We start from the raw sequence: 19,019 nt of genomic DNA, 5'->3' as shown, positions 1-19,019 counted from the left end.
TTTAACAATTTATCAGACAATCTGTGTGGGCACTCAAAGTGACATGGATTCTTAACGTCGCAAGACGAAAAATGAATACCAAGTCTCTGAGTGAACATACGTAATTCATTACGAAGTTTAATTCACGAGCATCAAACTTAAATTGAAGAGTTTGATCATGGCTCAGATTGAACGCTGGCGGCAGGCCTAACACATGCAAGTCGAACGGTAGCACAGAGAGCTTGCTCTCGGGTGACGAGTGGCGGACGGGTGAGTAATGTCTGGGAAACTGCCTGATGGAGGGGGATAACTACTGGAAACGGTAGCTAATACCGCATAACGTCGCAAGACCAAAGAGGGGGACCTTCGGGCCTCTTGCCATCAGATGTGCCCAGATGGGATTAGCTAGTAGGTGGGGTAACGGCTCACCTAGGCGACGATCCCTAGCTGGTCTGAGAGGATGACCAGCCACACTGGAACTGAGACACGGTCCAGACTCCTACGGGAGGCAGCAGTGGGGAATATTGCACAATGGGCGCAAGCCTGATGCAGCCATGCCGCGTGTATGAAGAAGGCCTTCGGGTTGTAAAGTACTTTCAGCGGGGAGGAAGGTGTTGTGGTTAATAACCGCAGCAATTGACGTTACCCGCAGAAGAAGCACCGGCTAACTCCGTGCCAGCAGCCGCGGTAATACGGAGGGTGCAAGCGTTAATCGGAATTACTGGGCGTAAAGCGCACGCAGGCGGTCTGTCAAGTCGGATGTGAAATCCCCGGGCTCAACCTGGGAACTGCATTCGAAACTGGCAGGCTAGAGTCTTGTAGAGGGGGGTAGAATTCCAGGTGTAGCGGTGAAATGCGTAGAGATCTGGAGGAATACCGGTGGCGAAGGCGGCCCCCTGGACAAAGACTGACGCTCAGGTGCGAAAGCGTGGGGAGCAAACAGGATTAGATACCCTGGTAGTCCACGCCGTAAACGATGTCGACTTGGAGGTTGTGCCCTTGAGGCGTGGCTTCCGGAGCTAACGCGTTAAGTCGACCGCCTGGGGAGTACGGCCGCAAGGTTAAAACTCAAATGAATTGACGGGGGCCCGCACAAGCGGTGGAGCATGTGGTTTAATTCGATGCAACGCGAAGAACCTTACCTACTCTTGACATCCAGAGAACTTTCCAGAGATGGATTGGTGCCTTCGGGAACTCTGAGACAGGTGCTGCATGGCTGTCGTCAGCTCGTGTTGTGAAATGTTGGGTTAAGTCCCGCAACGAGCGCAACCCTTATCCTTTGTTGCCAGCGGTCCGGCCGGGAACTCAAAGGAGACTGCCAGTGATAAACTGGAGGAAGGTGGGGATGACGTCAAGTCATCATGGCCCTTACGAGTAGGGCTACACACGTGCTACAATGGCGCATACAAAGAGAAGCGACCTCGCGAGAGCAAGCGGACCTCATAAAGTGCGTCGTAGTCCGGATTGGAGTCTGCAACTCGACTCCATGAAGTCGGAATCGCTAGTAATCGTAGATCAGAATGCTACGGTGAATACGTTCCCGGGCCTTGTACACACCGCCCGTCACACCATGGGAGTGGGTTGCAAAAGAAGTAGGTAGCTTAACCTTCGGGAGGGCGCTTACCACTTTGTGATTCATGACTGGGGTGAAGTCGTAACAAGGTAACCGTAGGGGAACCTGCGGTTGGATCACCTCCTTACCTTAAAGAACCTGCCTTTGTAGTGCTCACACAGATTGTCTGATGAAAAGTAAATAGCAAGGCGTCTTGCGATTGAGACTTCAGTGTCCCCTTCGTCTAGAGGCCCAGGACACCGCCCTTTCACGGCGGTAACAGGGGTTCGAATCCCCTAGGGGACGCCACTTGCTGGTTCGTGAGTGAAAGTCACCTGCCGTCATATCTCAAAACTGACTTGCGAGTCATGTTTGAGATATTTGCTCTTTAAAAATCTGGATCAAGCTGAAAATTGAAACGACACACATGTTATGTGTGTTCGAGTCTCTCAAATTTTCGCAAACCGATGATGAATCGAAAGAAACATCTTCGGGTTGTGAGGTTAAGCGACTAAGCGTACACGGTGGATGCCCTGGCAGTCAGAGGCGATGAAGGACGTGCTAATCTGCGAAAAGCGCCGGCGAGGTGATATGAACCTTTGACCCGGCGATGTCCGAATGGGGAAACCCAGTGTGTTCCGACACACTATCGTTAACTGAATACATAGGTTAACGAGGCGAACCGGGGGAACTGAAACATCTAAGTACCCCGAGGAAAAGAAATCAACCGAGATTCCCCCAGTAGCGGCGAGCGAACGGGGAGCAGCCCGGAGTCTGAATCAGCTTGTGTGTTAGTGGAACGGTCTGGAAAGTCCGACGGTACAGGGTGATAGTCCCGTACACGAAAATGCACAGGTTGTGAACTCGAAGAGTAGGGCGGGACACGTGGTATCCTGTCTGAATATGGGGGGACCATCCTCCAAGGCTAAATACTCCTGACTGACCGATAGTGAACCAGTACCGTGAGGGAAAGGCGAAAAGAACCCCGGCGAGGGGAGTGAAAAAGAACCTGAAACCGTGTACGTACAAGCAGTGGGAGCCTCTTTATGGGGTGACTGCGTACCTTTTGTATAATGGGTCAGCGACTTATATTCTGTAGCAAGGTTAACCGTATAGGGGAGCCGAAGGGAAACCGAGTCTTAACTGGGCGTTAAGTTGCAGGGTATAGACCCGAAACCCGGTGATCTAGCCATGGGCAGGTTGAAGGTTGGGTAACACTAACTGGAGGACCGAACCGACTAATGTTGAAAAATTAGCGGATGACCTGTGGCTGGGGGTGAAAGGCCAATCAAACCGGGAGATAGCTGGTTCTCCCCGAAAGCTATTTAGGTAGCGCCTCGTGAACTCATCTTCGGGGGTAGAGCACTGTTTCGGCTAGGGGGCCATCCCGGCTTACCAACCCGATGCAAACTACGAATACCGAAGAATGTTATCACGGGAGACACACGGCGGGTGCTAACGTCCGTCGTGAAGAGGGAAACAACCCAGACCGCCAGCTAAGGTCCCAAAGTCATGGTTAAGTGGGAAACGATGTGGGAAGGCACAGACAGCCAGGATGTTGGCTTAGAAGCAGCCATCATTTAAAGAAAGCGTAATAGCTCACTGGTCGAGTCGGCCTGCGCGGAAGATGTAACGGGGCTAAACCATGCACCGAAGCTGCGGCAGCGACACTATGTGTTGTTGGGTAGGGGAGCGTTCTGTAAGCCGTTGAAGGTGGCCTGTGAGGGTTGCTGGAGGTATCAGAAGTGCGAATGCTGACATAAGTAACGATAAAGCGGGTGAAAAGCCCGCTCGCCGGAAGACCAAGGGTTCCTGTCCAACGTTAATCGGGGCAGGGTGAGTCGACCCCTAAGGCGAGGCCGAAAGGCGTAGTCGATGGGAAACAGGTTAATATTCCTGTACTTGGTGTTACTGCGAAGGGGGGACGGAGAAGGCTATGTTAGCCGGGCGACGGTTGTCCCGGTTTAAGCATGTAGGCGGAGGTTCCAGGTAAATCCGGTACCTTTTAACGCTGAGGTGTGATGACGAGGCACTACGGTGCTGAAGTAACAAATGCCCTGCTTCCAGGAAAAGCCTCTAAGCATCAGGTAACATCAAATCGTACCCCAAACCGACACAGGTGGTCAGGTAGAGAATACCAAGGCGCTTGAGAGAACTCGGGTGAAGGAACTAGGCAAAATGGTGCCGTAACTTCGGGAGAAGGCACGCTGATATGTAGGTGAAGCCCCTGCGGGTGGAGCTGAAATCAGTCGAAGATACCAGCTGGCTGCAACTGTTTATTAAAAACACAGCACTGTGCAAACACGAAAGTGGACGTATACGGTGTGACGCCTGCCCGGTGCCGGAAGGTTAATTGATGGGGTTAGCGGTAACGCGAAGCTCTTGATCGAAGCCCCGGTAAACGGCGGCCGTAACTATAACGGTCCTAAGGTAGCGAAATTCCTTGTCGGGTAAGTTCCGACCTGCACGAATGGCGTAATGATGGCCAGGCTGTCTCCACCCGAGACTCAGTGAAATTGAACTCGCTGTGAAGATGCAGTGTACCCGCGGCAAGACGGAAAGACCCCGTGAACCTTTACTATAGCTTGACACTGAACACTGGTCCTTGATGTGTAGGATAGGTGGGAGGCTTTGAAGCGTGGACGCCAGTCTGCGTGGAGCCAACCTTGAAATACCACCCTTTAATGGCTGGTGTTCTAACGTAGACCCGTGATCCGGGTTGCGGACAGTGTCTGGTGGGTAGTTTGACTGGGGCGGTCTCCTCCCAAAGAGTAACGGAGGAGCACGAAGGTTAGCTAATCCTGGTCGGACATCAGGAGGTTAGTGCAATGGCATAAGCTAGCTTGACTGCGAGAGTGACGGCTCGAGCAGGTGCGAAAGCAGGTCATAGTGATCCGGTGGTTCTGAATGGAAGGGCCATCGCTCAACGGATAAAAGGTACTCCGGGGATAACAGGCTGATACCGCCCAAGAGTTCATATCGACGGCGGTGTTTGGCACCTCGATGTCGGCTCATCACATCCTGGGGCTGAAGTAGGTCCCAAGGGTATGGCTGTTCGCCATTTAAAGTGGTACGCGAGCTGGGTTTAGAACGTCGTGAGACAGTTCGGTCCCTATCTGCCGTGGGCGCTGGAGAATTGAGGGGGGCTGCTCCTAGTACGAGAGGACCGGAGTGGACGCATCACTGGTGTTCGGGTTGTCATGCCAATGGCACTGCCCGGTAGCTAAATGCGGAAGAGATAAGTGCTGAAAGCATCTAAGCACGAAACTTGCCCCGAGATGAGTTCTCCCTGAGACTATAAGTCTCCTGAAGGAACGTTGAAGACGACGACGTTGATAGGTCGGGTGTGTAAGCGCAGCGATGCGTTGAGCTAACCGATACTAATGAACCGTGAGGCTTAACCTTACAACGCCGAAGCTGTTTTGGCGTGAGAGAGACGATTTTCAGCCTGATACAGATAACAGAATTTGCCTGGCGGCTTTAGCGCGGTGGTCCCACCTGACCCCATGCCGAACTCAGAAGTGAAACGCCGTAGCGCCGATGGTAGTGTGGGGTCTCCCCATGTGAGAGTAGGGAACTGCCAGGCATCAAACAAGAAGAACCCCGTACCGTAAGGTGCGGGGTTTTTTGCTTTTGGTTTTTCTCCCCTGGCCTTTCTCTTAATCTCTTACCCTGCTAATGGAATGTGTGATCCCTGTCTCAATGTTATTTATAACAAAATTATAACATTTTATTTACGAGGTAATTGAGTCTCCTGGCTCAATACACCGCTGTTTATGGCAGGAGCATAATCACAATGACAGAAAGTATTACATCAAACGGGACGCTGGCTAACAGTGATACCCGAAGAAGGGTATGGGCAATCGTCAGCGCCTCTTCCGGGAATCTGGTTGAATGGTTTGACTTCTACGTCTACTCATTCTGTTCACTCTACTTCGCACATATCTTCTTCCCGTCCGGCAACACCACAACACAGCTACTACAAACGGCAGGGGTATTTGCCGCCGGATTCTTAATGCGACCCATTGGGGGCTGGCTGTTTGGGCGTATTGCGGATCGTCGCGGGCGCAAGGCCTCCATGCTGATCTCGGTTTGTATGATGTGCTTTGGATCTCTGGTGATCGCCTGCTTACCAGGGTATGAATCGATCGGGACATGGGCGCCTGCGCTGCTTTTGCTGGCTCGCTTATTCCAGGGACTATCGGTGGGCGGTGAATACGGTACCAGTGCGACCTACATGAGTGAAGTTGCCCTGGAAGGCCGCAAAGGTTTTTACGCCTCATTCCAGTACGTTACGCTCATTGGTGGTCAATTGCTGGCGATTCTTGTGGTGGTGATCCTGCAGCAGATCCTGACAGACGAACAACTTCACACATGGGGATGGCGAATTCCTTTCGCACTGGGCGCAGCACTGGCGATTGTCGCACTTTGGTTACGCCGTCAGTTAGATGAAACCTCGCAGAAAGAGGTCAGGACGCTAAAGGAGGCGGGAACATTCAAAGGATTATGGCGAAACCGCAAAGCTTTCCTGATGGTGCTGGGCTTCACTGCGGGCGGCTCTCTCAGTTTTTACACTTTCACCACCTATATGCAAAAGTATCTGGTGAACACCACCGGAATGCACGCAAACGTCGCCAGCGTTGTTATGACAGTGGCACTTTTTGTCTTTATGCTCATACAACCGATTATCGGTGCGCTTTCCGATAAGATTGGTCGCCGTACGTCAATGCTGATCTTTGGTGGGCTGTCGGCGCTGTGTACTGTCCCTATTTTGACAGCCCTTCAGCATGTCTCCTCGCCATATGCCGCATTTGCACTGGTGATGCTGGCGATGGTGATTGTCAGTTTCTACACCTCGATCAGCGGAATACTGAAAGCCGAAATGTTCCCGGCACAGGTACGAGCGCTAGGGGTAGGGCTCTCATATGCGGTAGCCAATGCGCTGTTTGGCGGTTCGGCGGAGTACGTTGCGTTGTCGCTTAAATCATGGGGAAGTGAAACGACATTCTTCTGGTACGTGACGGTAATGGGGGCGCTAGCCTTTATTGTCTCCCTGATGCTGCATCGCAAAGGGAAGGGCATTCGTCTTTAATAATGCGCCATCTGCCAGACGGCATAACCGGTGGTTGCACCGGCGACGTCCCAGGCGAAATCTTTCCAGCTCCAGCCGCTCCCCGCGGGGCGGCTATCCCACAGTTCTTTTGATGCTCCAAGGCTTACTGAGAACATCAATCCTATCGCTGCGCTCCGGTCCCGGCTGTATCCCTGATGCTGTGCATATTCGTTACTGGCTGCAGACAGCATTGCGGAGGCGAGGAAGTGCTGAGCCTTATCCTGTCCGGACCAGCTATCGTTGGCCATATGGCTGCAGCCACTCAGAAAGAGGACGCTCAGTAGCAGAGAAGTACGCATCAACGGGCTCCATAAAAAAGCCCTGCGGGTGACAGGGCTCTGACATTACAGAATACGGCTGATAAGTCGGTCGATACGGATACGACGTAAACGGCGGATCAACTTACGGACTTTCACCGGATAATCGGCAATGCTCTGTAGTTCGCGGTAATGGTTAACCACCGTAGTATGCGTGCGAATCAACTCCAGCTCACGTTCACGCTGGGCGGCTAACTCATGCTGCGGGTCATGGATGAGAATGGCGTTTTCCAGATCCAGTCTCCAGGCGCGTGGGTTAAGGTTGTTACCGGTCAGCAGCATCCACTCATCGTCGACCCACATTCCTTTCAGGTGGTAACTGTTGTCTTCATCTTTCCACAGACGCACAACCAGCTGGTCAGTGTTGACGTAATACTGTAAACGGCTCAGGAAACGACGCAGGTTAATCTCATAAAGATAAGGCAGCGCACCGATGATTTTGAACGGCTGGTCTTCAGGGATGAAAAAGTCGTTTGCTGTTTTATCGCCGACGATAATTTCCACTTTTTTACCGTCGCGCAGTAGCTGAATGATATTTCGCACCAGCACGGCAGGAAGGTTGAAGTATGGCGTACAGATGGTGAGTTTCTGCTCTGCACATGGCATCAAATGGAAGATCGTTTTGTTCAGCAGGCTTGATTTGCCGAGCCCTACCAGCGGGGTAACAGATAACTCTTCGTTGTTCGCATCGCCCTGGAAATGGTAGACCGCATCGCGCAACTCCTGGCGGAAAGCGCGAACATCATTTTTGATCTCCGGGCTTTTAGGACGCTCAGGATCGTCAAGGCGATTAACACCACGACCGTGTACCAGGTTTTTATCAACCCAGTTGAACATGATATCGGCCATCTGTGGATTACGAATCAGGTGGTAGCGGTCGTAGCGATATTTATCGAGCTGATGAAGGTAGACATCATTCAGGCTTGCGCCGCTGTACAGGACGCTGTCATCAATGATGAACCCTTTAAAATGAAGGACACCGAGTGCTTCACGGGTATTAACGGGGACGCCATAAACAGGGACATCGACGCCAGGATTTTCCTGCGCCGTGCGGCAATACCAGTCTGCATTAGTATTGGAAGCGGCTGCGCCGATACGGCCACGCTGAGCGCGATGCCAGTCAACCAGTACGCGAATATCCAGTTCCGGACGCTGACGTTTAGCTTCATAGAGTGCGTTGAGGATCGCACGACCGCCTTCATCTTGTTCAAGATACAGGGCCACAATGCAAATGCGTCGCGTGGCGCTGGCAATCTTTTCCAGAAGCGTTTCCCGAAAATGAGCGGGAGCATAAAAGAACTCTACATCATCAACTGACTGAGAAATCTTCGGTAGTTGAGCAAGGTGTTGTTGATGTTTATTACGCTTAAATTTTGACAACATCACAGTGCGTTTCTTCTCTGTTCATTGAAGGGTTGTCTGTACCATGCAAACAACATAAGCGGACAATGATACCACCAGTCCCGTCCAAAGTGGGTAACATTTCCAGTAGGTTACTCGTGTTTGTCTGCTGATGTCAGGATGAGGGACAAGGCAACAATACCTTCCTCCAGCTGAATATCAACGTCAAATCCGAGTTTTCGCGCCAGGGTCACCATACCGCGATTGTTTGGCATAGTAATGCCATTCAGGCGCAACAATCCGTGATCTCGCGTATAACTGATGAGTTTTTCCAGCAGTCGTCTACCCAGCCCCAGGCCTTTAAGATCGGAGCGCACCAGCACGGCAAACTCCGCATCGACATTATCCGGGTCAGAAATGGCTCGCGTGACGCCGAGGATCTCATCATCATGACCTGCACGACGCACTGCAACAAACGCCATTTCTCGATCGTAGTCGATCTGGGTCATATTGGCTAAATCATCGTGGGTAAATTCGTTGATTTCGCTAAAATAGCGGTAGTAGAGATCTTCTTTCGTAACCTGAGAGATAAAGGCCCGCAGCTGGGGTTCATCTTCCGGCAGAATTGGGCGGAACAGGACGCGTTCCCCGTTTTTCATCTCTACCCACTCCTCCAGATGCAGAGGATATGGACGGATTGCCAGGCGGCTCTCTCTGTCCCCTTCGAAGGACGCGATATCCAGCGTCACGTCCAGCGCCGTAAACTCATTGCCGGAAGCGAGTAGCGGATGGATATCCAGCCGCTGGATCTCGGCACAATCCACGATCAGATTAGACACCTGCACCAGGAATTGACTTAACCCGGCAATATCGAGCGGACGCAAGGCACTGCGGCCACGGATCTTTTTGCTTTTAATCGCCTGAATGATCAGATAGCGCGCGAGGTTCATGTTCAGCGGCGGTAAAGCAACGACAGCCTGTTCCTCCGGGTGCCACTCCACGCCACCTTCTCCCAGCATAATAAGCGGGCCGAAGACGGGATCGTGCTCTACCACGACTCGTAGTTCCTGAGCGCCTGCGCGGTTAGCCATGCTTTGTACCAGCAGTCCGTGGATCCGGGCCTGCGGCCAGGCCATCTTAACGCGATCAAAAATGGCATCGGCTGCCTGCTGTACCTCCGTTGCCGTACGCAGATACAGCATGACACCCTGAACATCTGATTTATGCGGTATATCGGGAGAGCGCAGCTTAAGAGCGACAGGATAGCCAATCTGCTCCGCAATATGTACTGCCTCGGCGCTGTCGCTGGCGATCCAGGTTGGCAGGGTTTGCATCCCGTAGCTGCCCAGAATGGGCTGCACTTCATGCGTATCAAGCGATGTCGCGCCCTCTTCAATAGCCTGCTGCAAGAGTCGATGAACGTCGACGGTATTCGCCGTCAGGTTACCAGGTAGCGCCGGGGTTTCGCGTAGCTGCTTCTGATTGCGGCGATATTCCACCATATGCATAAATGCGGTGATAGTCCCTTCCGGCGTACGGTAGGTTGGCAGACCGGCTTCGCTGAACAGACGTCGTGCCTCCTGAGATGAAAACTCACCGCACCAGTTTGTCAGCAGAGTGACATATTTGCCGCGCGGATGGTTGCGTACAGCTTCAATTAACGCGCGCGCACTTTCACTGCCCGGCGCGACTGCGCTGGGGGAGTGGATAATCATCAATGCATCGAAGTCCTGACTATCCAGCAAAATTGAGATAGCCCGAATATAGCGATCGCTGCTGGCGTCATCGCGCAAATCAAGCGGATTGCCGGGCATCACGCTTGTCGGAAGCGCCTCTCTGAGGCGTTGAAGCGTCTCTTCACCCAGCGTTGCCAGCTTTCCGTTGCGCAGCCACAGTTCATCCAGCGCAAGCGCAGCAGGGGCCGCACCATTGCTGACAATCATTAACTTCTCGCCACGCAGTGGGCGCATGTGGCTGAGTGTCTCAACGGCGGAAAAAAGCTCGTGCGTATCCTGCACCCGCAGTAACCCCGCGCGCTGGATGGCGGCATCCCAGGCGGGATCCATGCCGGAATGAGACTGCAGGAGACGCTGGGCAGCAGGACTGCGACCACTTTTGATAACCAGGATCGGCTTATTGCGCGAAGCACTTCGTGAAGCCGATACAAAACGACGGGCGTCGCTCAGATGCTCAAGATAAAGGAGTATCGCGCTGGTTTTGCTGTCACGAGCCAGGAAATCCAGAAGCTCATCAACGTCGATATCCAGGCTGTCGCCCAGGGCAATGAAGTAGGAGAAACCCATTTCGCGCTGTTGCGCCCAGTCGAGGATTGTGTTCGATACTGCAGCCGACTGCGAGATAAACGCCAGTTTGCCTTTGCGGATCGGTACCGGGGAGAAACTGGCATTCAACCCCTGCCAGGGGGCGAGCAGGCCCAGGCTATTCGGGCCAAGGATACGCATCTGGTAGCGGCTGGCGTAGGCGAGCAGTTCGGGTTGCTGTTCAGGTGGAGACGAGAGAATAATGCAGGTTTTACACCCTTTCTTGCCAAGTGCTTCCAGCAGTTCCAGATTGCGTTTCGCATTCGTACACAGCACGGCGAGGTCCGGCACAAAAGGCAGGCTCTGCACATCTGGCCATGCCAGCACCCCCTGAACGGCCTTATAAGCCGGCGTGACGGGCATGACGGGGCCATTAAATCCTCCCGCGAGCAGGTTGCGCATCATCAGATAGCCTGCCCGATCCGGTTTCATGGATGCGCCGATAACGGCAATGGATTTAGGACGTAATAGCGCTTCTAACCCTCGCTGGCTCATGCAAGTCTCCCGTGATTGCAAGCGACCTGATGATTTTAAACGCTTTCTGACGCTGTTGCTGTGATGCTGCCCTTATGAATGGTTTTTCCCGCCAGATAGCGTTCCCGGAAACAAGAGAAATGGTTGCCCAGGGCGCCGGCTGCTGCGGTATCCCCGGCTAAATCCAGCAGCGCGATGGCCACCTCGGCGGTGCAATATTGTCCGTCAGCATGCGCTTCACGCAGGCGATAAGCCGAGACGCGGGAAAGATCGACAGAAATGACCGGCAGCGCGTCAAGGTAAGGGCTTTTGCGAAACATTTTCCGCGCTTCGGTCCATGTGCCGTCCAGCATAATAAACAGCGGTGGCTTACCGGATGGTGGCGCCGAAAGCACCTGACGATTGTCGCCTGCGTAAGAGGCCGGGAAAACGACCATCGGCTGATAGTCCGGGTTTGTCACCAGATCGAGCAGGGCCTGTGGCGGCTCGGTGCGGGACCATTGAAACGCGGCAGTATCCGGCAGAATATCGGCAATCAGCCGCCCTGTATTACTGGGTTTCATCGGCTCGGTATCAAACATGACCAGACAAAAACGGCTTTTAGCCGTACTGGGTGCCAGCGTTTCGCACAGGCAAACTTTAAGCGGAAGCAGGCAGCGCTGGCAGCGACGAATGCGATTGCCACGGGCAAGAAAAGGACGAGTGGCGCGCGCAAGGCGTTCGGCGCGTAACTGGAGGACAGCGTTATCGGTCATGGGCGAAGTGAAGGAAAAACGCCATTTTCGCAGAGGCGGGAGCGGGGCACAAGATGTGCCCCGTGAAAGTTACAGTGATTCGTTTAACCAGCTGTCAAACGGCGCTTTCGGTACTGCGCCATTGAGCATGTCGACGACTTCACCGTTTTTAAAGATCATAATGGTCGGGATGCTGCGAATGCGGAAACGTGCGCTAAGCTCGCGTTCCGCCTCGGTATTCACCTTAACAAAACGCATCTTACCGCTGCGCTCTTCGGCCACGTCTTCAAAGATTGGCGCGAAGCTTCGGCATGGACCGCACCACGGTGCCCAGAAATCGACCACCACCGGGAGATCGTCCTTGAGGAGTTTGTCCAGCGTAGCACCCGTCGCGTTAATGACATCGCCATCAAACAGTTCGTGGCCACAACGTCCGCATTTCGCACCATCGTCAATCCGATCGTCCGGAATGCGATTAAGAGCCTGACAGTTGGCACATACGGTATTCATAACTAACCTCTGATAGAGCCGTGGGACAGCGGCAGAACGCCGATAATGTTTCTAATATGTTACATATTATCAATGAGCCTGTTTGAAACAACAATGCGTTTTATTCAATGAGAACAATAGTCACAGGCTTTTGTACGAAATTATGGCTATGCGCTGGCACATCGGGTAATCTGCGCGCTTCGCGCAGCGCTGGTGGAGAAAAGCATGAACGACGAAATGAAAAACAAAAGCGGCAAGGTCAAAGTGATGTATGTCCGCAGTGATGATGACTCTGATAAACGCACCCAAAATCCGCGTACCGGAAAAGGTGGCGGGCGTCCGGCGTCTTCTCGTGCAGACGGTGGCCGTCGCCCCGCCCGCGATGACAGAAACACCCGCGGTGATGACCGCAAACGTGACGATCGCAAACGCGATGACCGTCCGCGTTCCGACCGCCCACGCAGTGACCGTCCACGCGACGATCGTCCGCGTGATGACTTCTCGCGTGACAACGCCTCCCCGTGGCGCACCGTTTCTCGCGCCCCGGGCGATGAGACGCCAGAGAAAGCCGATCACGGCGGTATCAGCGGTAAAAGCTTTATCGACCCGGAAGTGCTGCGCCGTCAGCGCGCGGAAGAGACCCGCGTGTATGGCGAGAACGCCTGCCAGGCGCTGTTCCAGAGCCGTCCTGAGTGTATCGTCCGCGCCTGGTTTATCCAGAGCGTGACCCCGCGCTTTAAAGAAGCACTGCGCTGGATGGCCGCGAACCGTAAAGCCTACCACGTGGTGGATGATGCCGAGCTGACCAAAGCGTCCGGTACCGAGCACCACGGCGGCGTCTGCTTCCTGATCAAAAAACGTAACGGCACCACCGTGCAGCAGTGGGTCAGCCAGGCGGATGCCGATGACTGCGTGCTGGCCCTGGAAGATGTAGGCAACCCGCACAACCTGGGCGCGATGATGCGCAGCTGCGCACACTTTGGCGTGAAGGGTGTGCTGTTACATGATGCCGCACTGCTGGAATCCGGTGCCGCGATCCGCACTGCAGAAGGCGGAGCGGAGCATGTGCAGCCGATCACCGGCGACAGCGTGCTGGACGCCCTTGAGCAGTTCCGTAAAGCGGGTTATTCCATCGTGACCACGTCGAGCCATGCTGGTACGCCGCTGTTTAAAGCGACGCTGCCGCGTAAAATGGTGCTGGTATTAGGTCAGGAACGTGACGGTCTGTCTGACGCGGCGCTTTCCAGTGCTGATCTGAGCGTCTCTATCGACGGGACAGGTAATGTAGAAAGTCTGAACGTATCCGTTGCGACCGGCGTACTGCTGGCGGAATGGTGGCGTCAGAATAAGGCATAAGCCTCTCAATGTGCCGGGTCTGGCCCGGCACATTCAAACCCTACTCGCTCTCTGCCGGTAACACTGGCATCCAGTCAATTGGCGTTTCGCCACGTTTTTCCAGCCATTCATTCGCCAGAACAAAGTGATTACTGCCGAAGAAACCGCGATGTGCCGACAGCGGAGACGGGTGCGGCGCTTTTAAAACGTGATGGCGCTGACGGTCGATAATCGCCCCTTTCTTCTGCGCGTGAGAACCCCACAGTAAAAACACCACGCCTTCACGATGTTCGTTGATCAGGCTAATAACCTTATCGGTAAAGGTTTCCCAGCCCAGGCTGGCGTGAGAATGTGCCTGACCCGCCCGTACAGTGAGTACCGTATTTAACAGCAGCACACCCTGATGCGCCCAGCTTTCCAGGTAACCGTGGGTGGGGCGGGTAAAGCCAGGAACGGTTCCCTCAAGCTCTTTATACATATTGAGCAGAGAAGGGGGAATAGCCACGCCCGGACGGACGGAGAACGCCAGCCCGTGTGCCTGACCCGGGCCGTGATACGGATCCTGGCCAAGAATGACCACCTTCACATCGCTCAGCTCAGTGTAACGAAAGGCGTTGAACACATCTTTCTGCGGCGGATAAATCGTCTGCCCGGACTGACGTTCAGCTGCAACGGTGCTGAGTGTATTGATAAAATAGGGTTGTTGTTTTTCTTCTGCCAGCACATCGTGCCATGTCAACGGTGTGGTCATCTCGCTCTCCTGCGAATCTCATTCTGTGTCTAGCTTACCTGTTAAACGCCAGTGAGCAAAATGACGCGCTGAAACGTGCGCTAAGTAACTAAATTTATTTTGAAAAGATACACAGCCAGTTGAATTGGTAAGGTGCTGAAATTGATCTAAAACAATAAATTCAAACCACACTCTTTATGTGGTTGGTGTTTTTGTTGATTTAAATCAATAAATCGCCGGGGTGCGAGTGATATATATACACACAAGAAACAATGGTTTTACCAATTGGCCGTGTGAGGCCGACATCAGTTAATGTAGCCTAAGGGAGGCAACACATGATTACAGGTATCCAGATTACTAAAGCTGCAAATGACGATCTGCTCAATTCTTTCTGGCTGCTGGACAGCGAGAAAAACGAAGCACGCTGCGTGGTGGCAAAAGCCGGTTTTACTGAAGATGAGATCGTGCCAGTGAGCAAACTGGGCGAAATCGAATATCGTGAAATCCCAATGGAAGTGAAGCCGGAAGTGCGCGTGGAAGGCGGTCAGCACCTGAACGTTAACGTTCTGCGTCGCGAAACGCTGATGGATGCCGTTGAGCACCCTGAAAAGTACCCACAGCTGACTATTCGCGTGTCTGGCTATGCGGTTCGTTTTAACTCACTGACCCCAGAGCAGCAGCGCGACGTTATCGCGCGTACCTTTACTGAAAGCCTGTAAGGTTCCAGTTTCGGGGGTGAATAAAAAAGCCGGGGAAATCCCCGGCTTTTTCTTACTCTTCAGTTTTCGTATCCTGCGCGGCTGCGCTTGGCTTACGACGCTTACCAATGTTTTTGGTATCGCGGTGGCGTTGCTTAACGCGCGGCTTCTCTTTTTCTTTCTCTTTTCTCTCAGCGCGTTTTGCGAGTGCTTTCTTGGACGGTTTGCCCGTCATTTTTTCACTCGGCGCGCGGGTAGTTGGGCGCAGGCCGTCAATGACGCGAGATTTCAGCGGCTCATCAACATAGCGACCAATTTTTTGCAGCAGCAGGTGATCGTGCGCTTCAACCAGTGAAATCGCAGTACCTTTACGTCCGGCGCGACCGGTACGGCCAATGCGGTGCAGATAGGTATCACCACTGCGCGGCATATCGAAGTTGATCACGTGGCTCACGTCCGGAATGTCGATCCCACGCGCGGCAACGTCTGTCGCCACCAGCACGTTCACGCGGCCATCGGTCAGGCGTTTGATGCCTTCGGTACGCTTAACCTGCGCCATCTCACCTTCGAGGTAGCAGTTATTAATGCCCGCATTACGCAGCATTTCTGCCAGCTCGTGCACGCGCTCGCGTTTACGCACAAAGACGATGGTACGCAGAGCATCTTCCTGCTTCAGCAGGTGCTTCAGTAATTCGACCTTGTGCTCAAGGTTGTCCGCACGGTAATACCACTGATGGATCTTCTTGCGCTCACGCGTAGAGGGCGTCGCAGAGACTTCAACCGGATCTTCCAGCAGACGCTCGGCGAAATCTTTAATCGCGTCCCCTTCAAGGGTGGCAGAGAACAGCATCGTCTGGTTACGCCAGCGCGTCTCGCCCGCAATGTGTTCGATATCCTGTGCGAAGCCCATGTCCAGCATGCGGTCGGCTTCATCCAGAATCAGCGTTTCTACCGCGCGGCAGTCGAAGTTCTCTTCTTTAATGTACTGCAGCAAACGGCCCGTCGTCGCAACAACGATATCCTGGTTTTCGCTGAACACTTCGGCGTGGTTCATATACGCCACGCCGCCGGTAATAGTGGCGATATCCAGATGGGTGTTAGCCGCCAGCTCACGCGCGTGATCGGCAACCTGCATGGCCAGCTCGCGCGTAGGCGTCAGGATCAAAATACGCGGTGGGCCTGATTTTTTTCGTGGAAAGTCGAGCAGGTGCTGCAACACAGGCAGCAAATAGGCTGCTGTCTTCCCCGTGCCGGTTGGCGCAGAACCGAGCACATCGCGGCCCTCAAGCGCAGGCGGAATGGCCGCTGCCTGAATGGCGGTCGGGCGTGTAAAGCCTTTGCTCTCAAGTGCATTGAGCAGGCTTTCATCGAGTTCAAGTTCGGAAAAAGTCGTTACAGTCATGTTCTACCTCTGTGTGGGGCGCTGATTATAGACGTTACGGCTGTAATCTTCATCTGTTTGTATGGATATCGCTTTGCGGTGCCTTCGCTTTCCCCTATGCTACTCCAGTTTCACTTAGAAGGTTGCCCTGACATGTCTCAACTCAAAGCGCAGTTGCGCCGCGATGGTTTTACGTTTAAACAATTTTTTGTCGCCCACGATCGCTGTGCCATGAAAGTCGGCACCGACGGTATTTTACTGGGAGCATGGGCCCCTGTCGTAGGTGTTAAACGTATTCTTGATATCGGTACCGGCAGCGGGCTGGTGGCGTTGATGCTGGCCCAGCGTACGGAAGAGCATGTCACGATTGATGCCGTTGAGCTCGATGCGCAGGCTGCAGAGCAGGCGAGTGAAAATGCGGCCGAATCCCCCTGGGCAGACCGGATTCGCGTTCAATGTGCGGATGTGCTGGTCTGGGCGCCTGAACAAACTGCGCGTTACGATCTTATCGTCAGCAACCCTCCTTACTACGCGCCCGGTGTCGAGTGTGGTACCCCTGAACGTGAACAGGCGCGTTATACCAGTTCACTCGATCATAAAGCACTGCTTACCAGCGCGGCTGAACTCATCTCTGAAGAGGGCTTTTTTTGCGTAGTGTTGCCAGAAAGCACGGGTAATACATTTATTGGTCTGGCGCAGGAGATTGGCTGGACATTACGTTTGCGAACTGACATTTCTGATACGGAAGGACGACTGCCGCACCGTGTGCTGCTGGCGCTCTCGCCAAAAGAAGGTGAATGCTTTAATGACCGTATGGTGATTCGAGGGCCAGACCAGCGTTATTCCGAAGATTACACTGCTCTGACCCAGGCATTTTATCTGTTTATGTGAACCTGCGGAGCCAGTATCGACGGGCCGGATTCAGCAAGCTGCTCCGGGTAGTCCAGGGTGTAGTGCAAGCCGCGGCTCTCTTTACGCATCATGGCACAGCGAACAATCAGCTCGGCAACCTGCACCAGATTGCGCAGCTCCAGCAGATTATTTGATACGCGGAAATTGGCATAATATTCATCAATTTCCTGCTGCAGCATAGTAATGCGGCGCAACGCACGTTCCAGACGTTTTGTGGTGCGCACAATCCCCACGTAGTCCCACATAAACAGCCGTAGCTCATGCCAGTTGTGCTGGATCACGACCAGCTCGTCCGGGTTATCCACGCGGCTTTCATCCCAGGCAGGTAAGTGCTCGGTCTCGCGGGCGTAAGGCATGCGTTTCGTGATGTCTTCCGCCGCTGACCAGCCGTACACCAGACACTCAAGCAGCGAGTTCGACGCCATACGGTTCGCGCCGTGAAGGCCGGTATAACTCACCTCGCCGATAGCATACAGACCTTCTACGTCGGTGCGCCCGTGATCGTCAACCATCACGCCCCCGCAGGTATAGTGGGCCGCAGGCACAATGGGCACCGGATCGCGGGTCAAATCAATCCCCAGGTTCAGCAGCTTTTCGTAAATCATCGGGAAATGCTGGCGAATGAATGCGGCTGGCTTATGGCTGATATCGAGATACATGCAGTCCACGCCCAGACGTTTCATTTCATGGTCGATGGCGCGGGCAACGATATCGCGAGGGGCCAGCTCGCCACGCGCGTCAAAGTCCGGCATAAAGCGGGTACCGTCAGGGCGTTTCAGATAAGCGCCTTCACCGCGCAGAGCTTCCGTCAGCAGGAAGTTGCGCGCCTGAGGGTGGAACAGGGCTGTTGGGTGAAACTGATTAAATTCGAGATTCGCCACGCGGCAGCCTGCGCGCCAGGCCATGGCGATACCGTCTCCGGAAGCGATGTCCGGGTTAGTGGTGTACTGATACACCTTTGAGGCGCCGCCCGTCGCCAGTACAACGGCCTTCGCCTGACAGGTTTCAACCTTCTCTTTATTACGGTTCCAGACCCATGCACCCACCACGCGACGCGGACCAGGCAGGCCAATCTTGTCTGAAATAATCAGGTCAACGGCATTACTGCGCTCAAGAACCCGAATATTAGGATGGTTAAGCGCTTTACCCACCAGCGTGGTCTCCACCTCTTTACCGGTGGCATCCGCTGCGTGCAGGATGCGGCGGTGGCTATGGCCGCCTTCGCGCGTCAGGTGGTAGCTCTCTTCACCGTTAGGCTGAATCTGGGTATCAAATAATACGCCCTGATCGATGAGCCACTGAACGCAATGGCGGGCATTGCTGGCAACGAACTCTGCGGCGTGCGCATCCACGATCCCGGCGCCGGCAATCAACGTATCTTCTACGTGCGACGCTATGCTGTCGGTCTCGTCAAACACGGCGGCAATGCCGCCCTGGGCATAAAATGTGGAACCTTCACTTATCGGTCCTTTACTCAGAACGATAACGTTTTGATGCTCGGCCAGGCGTAGCGCCAGAGAGAGACCGGCAGCGCCGCTACCGATGATCAGGACATCACAATGGAGTTCAGATGTTGTGTTCATGATTGTTGTTTAATTTACTAAACAGTGTTGGGTCAGAATAGCACCTGAGTGCGATTTATC

At 53.8% G+C, this 19,019-nt stretch carries 12 protein-coding genes, 1 tRNA gene and 3 rRNA genes; 8 read left to right on the top strand and 8 right to left on the bottom strand.

Going from position 1 to position 19,019, the window contains the following annotated elements; translation table 11 throughout:
* Positions 1-139: 139 nt before the first annotated feature.
* The 5 genes from L3068_RS17075 to L3068_RS17055 all read left to right on the top strand — a co-directional run bounded on the left by L3068_RS17075 (position 140) and on the right by L3068_RS17055 (position 6,623).
* A 16S ribosomal RNA gene (locus L3068_RS17075) occupies positions 140-1,679 on the top strand.
* An 85-nt stretch (positions 1,680-1,764) separates the two neighbouring features.
* Positions 1,765-1,840: transfer RNA gene (locus L3068_RS17070), tRNA-Glu, on the top strand.
* A 192-nt stretch (positions 1,841-2,032) separates the two neighbouring features.
* Positions 2,033-4,936 (top strand): 23S ribosomal RNA (locus L3068_RS17065).
* 65 nt (positions 4,937-5,001) lie between these two features.
* Positions 5,002-5,117: ribosomal RNA gene (gene rrf, locus L3068_RS17060) — 5S ribosomal RNA — on the top strand.
* The 16S, 23S and 5S rRNA genes sit together here with 1 tRNA gene alongside, the layout of an rRNA operon.
* Before the next feature lie 210 nt (positions 5,118-5,327).
* A complete protein-coding gene (locus L3068_RS17055) occupies positions 5,328-6,623 on the top strand; it encodes an MFS transporter (protein WP_023331104.1) in 1,296 nt (431 codons plus the stop codon).
* Here L3068_RS17055 and L3068_RS17050 read toward each other — a convergent pair.
* The 5 genes from L3068_RS17050 to trxC form a co-directional block, all read right to left on the bottom strand.
* Complete coding sequence (locus tag L3068_RS17050) at positions 6,620-6,943, bottom strand: YfiM family lipoprotein (protein ID WP_117580709.1); 324 nt, start codon at positions 6,941-6,943, stop codon at positions 6,620-6,622. The two genes, L3068_RS17055 and L3068_RS17050, sit on opposite strands and share 4 nt — an antisense overlap.
* Positions 6,944-6,988: 45 nt before the next feature.
* On the bottom strand, positions 6,989-8,344 hold the full coding sequence (gene pssA / locus L3068_RS17045; RefSeq protein ID WP_117580711.1) for a CDP-diacylglycerol--serine O-phosphatidyltransferase: 1,356 nt from the start codon (positions 8,342-8,344) through the stop codon (positions 6,989-6,991).
* Between the two features lie 110 nt (positions 8,345-8,454).
* The gene (locus L3068_RS17035) at positions 8,455-11,118 is read right to left on the bottom strand and encodes a bifunctional acetate--CoA ligase family protein/GNAT family N-acetyltransferase (protein ID WP_117580713.1); all 2,664 of its coding nucleotides are present in this window, start codon (positions 11,116-11,118) and stop codon (positions 8,455-8,457) included.
* 35 nt (positions 11,119-11,153) lie between these two features.
* Positions 11,154-11,852: a tRNA-uridine aminocarboxypropyltransferase gene (gene tapT / locus L3068_RS17030; RefSeq protein WP_045281166.1), complete on the bottom strand. Its 699-nt coding sequence runs from the start codon at positions 11,850-11,852 to the stop codon at positions 11,154-11,156.
* 69 nt (positions 11,853-11,921) lie between these two features.
* Positions 11,922-12,341, bottom strand: coding sequence for a thioredoxin TrxC (gene trxC, locus L3068_RS17025; protein ID WP_014884856.1), 420 nt, complete (start codon positions 12,339-12,341; stop codon positions 11,922-11,924).
* 204 nt (positions 12,342-12,545) lie between these two features.
* Here trxC and L3068_RS17020 point away from each other — a divergent pair, with 204 nt between their 5' ends.
* Positions 12,546-13,676, top strand: coding sequence for a tRNA/rRNA methyltransferase (locus tag L3068_RS17020; protein WP_117580715.1), 1,131 nt, complete (start codon positions 12,546-12,548; stop codon positions 13,674-13,676).
* 40 nt (positions 13,677-13,716) lie between these two features.
* On the opposite strand, the gene ung is transcribed toward L3068_RS17020, so the two are convergent.
* Positions 13,717-14,406, bottom strand: coding sequence for a uracil-DNA glycosylase (gene ung / locus L3068_RS17015; RefSeq protein WP_014884854.1), 690 nt, complete (start codon positions 14,404-14,406; stop codon positions 13,717-13,719).
* A gap of 314 nt (positions 14,407-14,720) precedes the next feature.
* Here ung and grcA point away from each other — a divergent pair, with 314 nt between their 5' ends.
* Positions 14,721-15,104 (top strand): autonomous glycyl radical cofactor GrcA, encoded by a 384-nt coding sequence (gene grcA, locus L3068_RS17010; protein ID WP_014884853.1) that lies wholly within the window; start codon positions 14,721-14,723, stop codon positions 15,102-15,104.
* Between the two features lie 52 nt (positions 15,105-15,156).
* On the opposite strand, the gene srmB is transcribed toward grcA, so the two are convergent.
* On the bottom strand, positions 15,157-16,485 hold the full coding sequence (srmB, locus tag L3068_RS17005; protein WP_014884852.1) for an ATP-dependent RNA helicase SrmB: 1,329 nt from the start codon (positions 16,483-16,485) through the stop codon (positions 15,157-15,159).
* Positions 16,486-16,617: 132 nt separating this feature from the next.
* On the opposite strand from srmB, the gene trmN reads away from it, so the two are divergent.
* Entirely contained in the window at positions 16,618-17,355 is a 738-nt protein-coding gene (gene trmN, locus L3068_RS17000) for a tRNA(1)(Val) (adenine(37)-N(6))-methyltransferase TrmN (protein ID WP_117580717.1), read from the top strand.
* Here the strand turns inward: trmN and nadB are convergent.
* A complete protein-coding gene (gene nadB / locus L3068_RS16995) occupies positions 17,340-18,959 on the bottom strand; it encodes an L-aspartate oxidase (RefSeq protein ID WP_048997323.1) in 1,620 nt (539 codons plus the stop codon). The two genes, trmN and nadB, sit on opposite strands and share 16 nt — an antisense overlap.
* Positions 18,960-19,019 lie beyond the last annotated feature (60 nt).

The sequence above is a fragment of the Enterobacter cloacae complex sp. ECL414 genome (assembly GCF_021869685.1).
Lineage (GTDB): Bacteria > Pseudomonadota > Gammaproteobacteria > Enterobacterales > Enterobacteriaceae > Enterobacter > Enterobacter kobei.
Note: the sequence above shows the minus strand (reverse complement) of the source record. Positions and strands in the feature narration are given on the sequence as shown.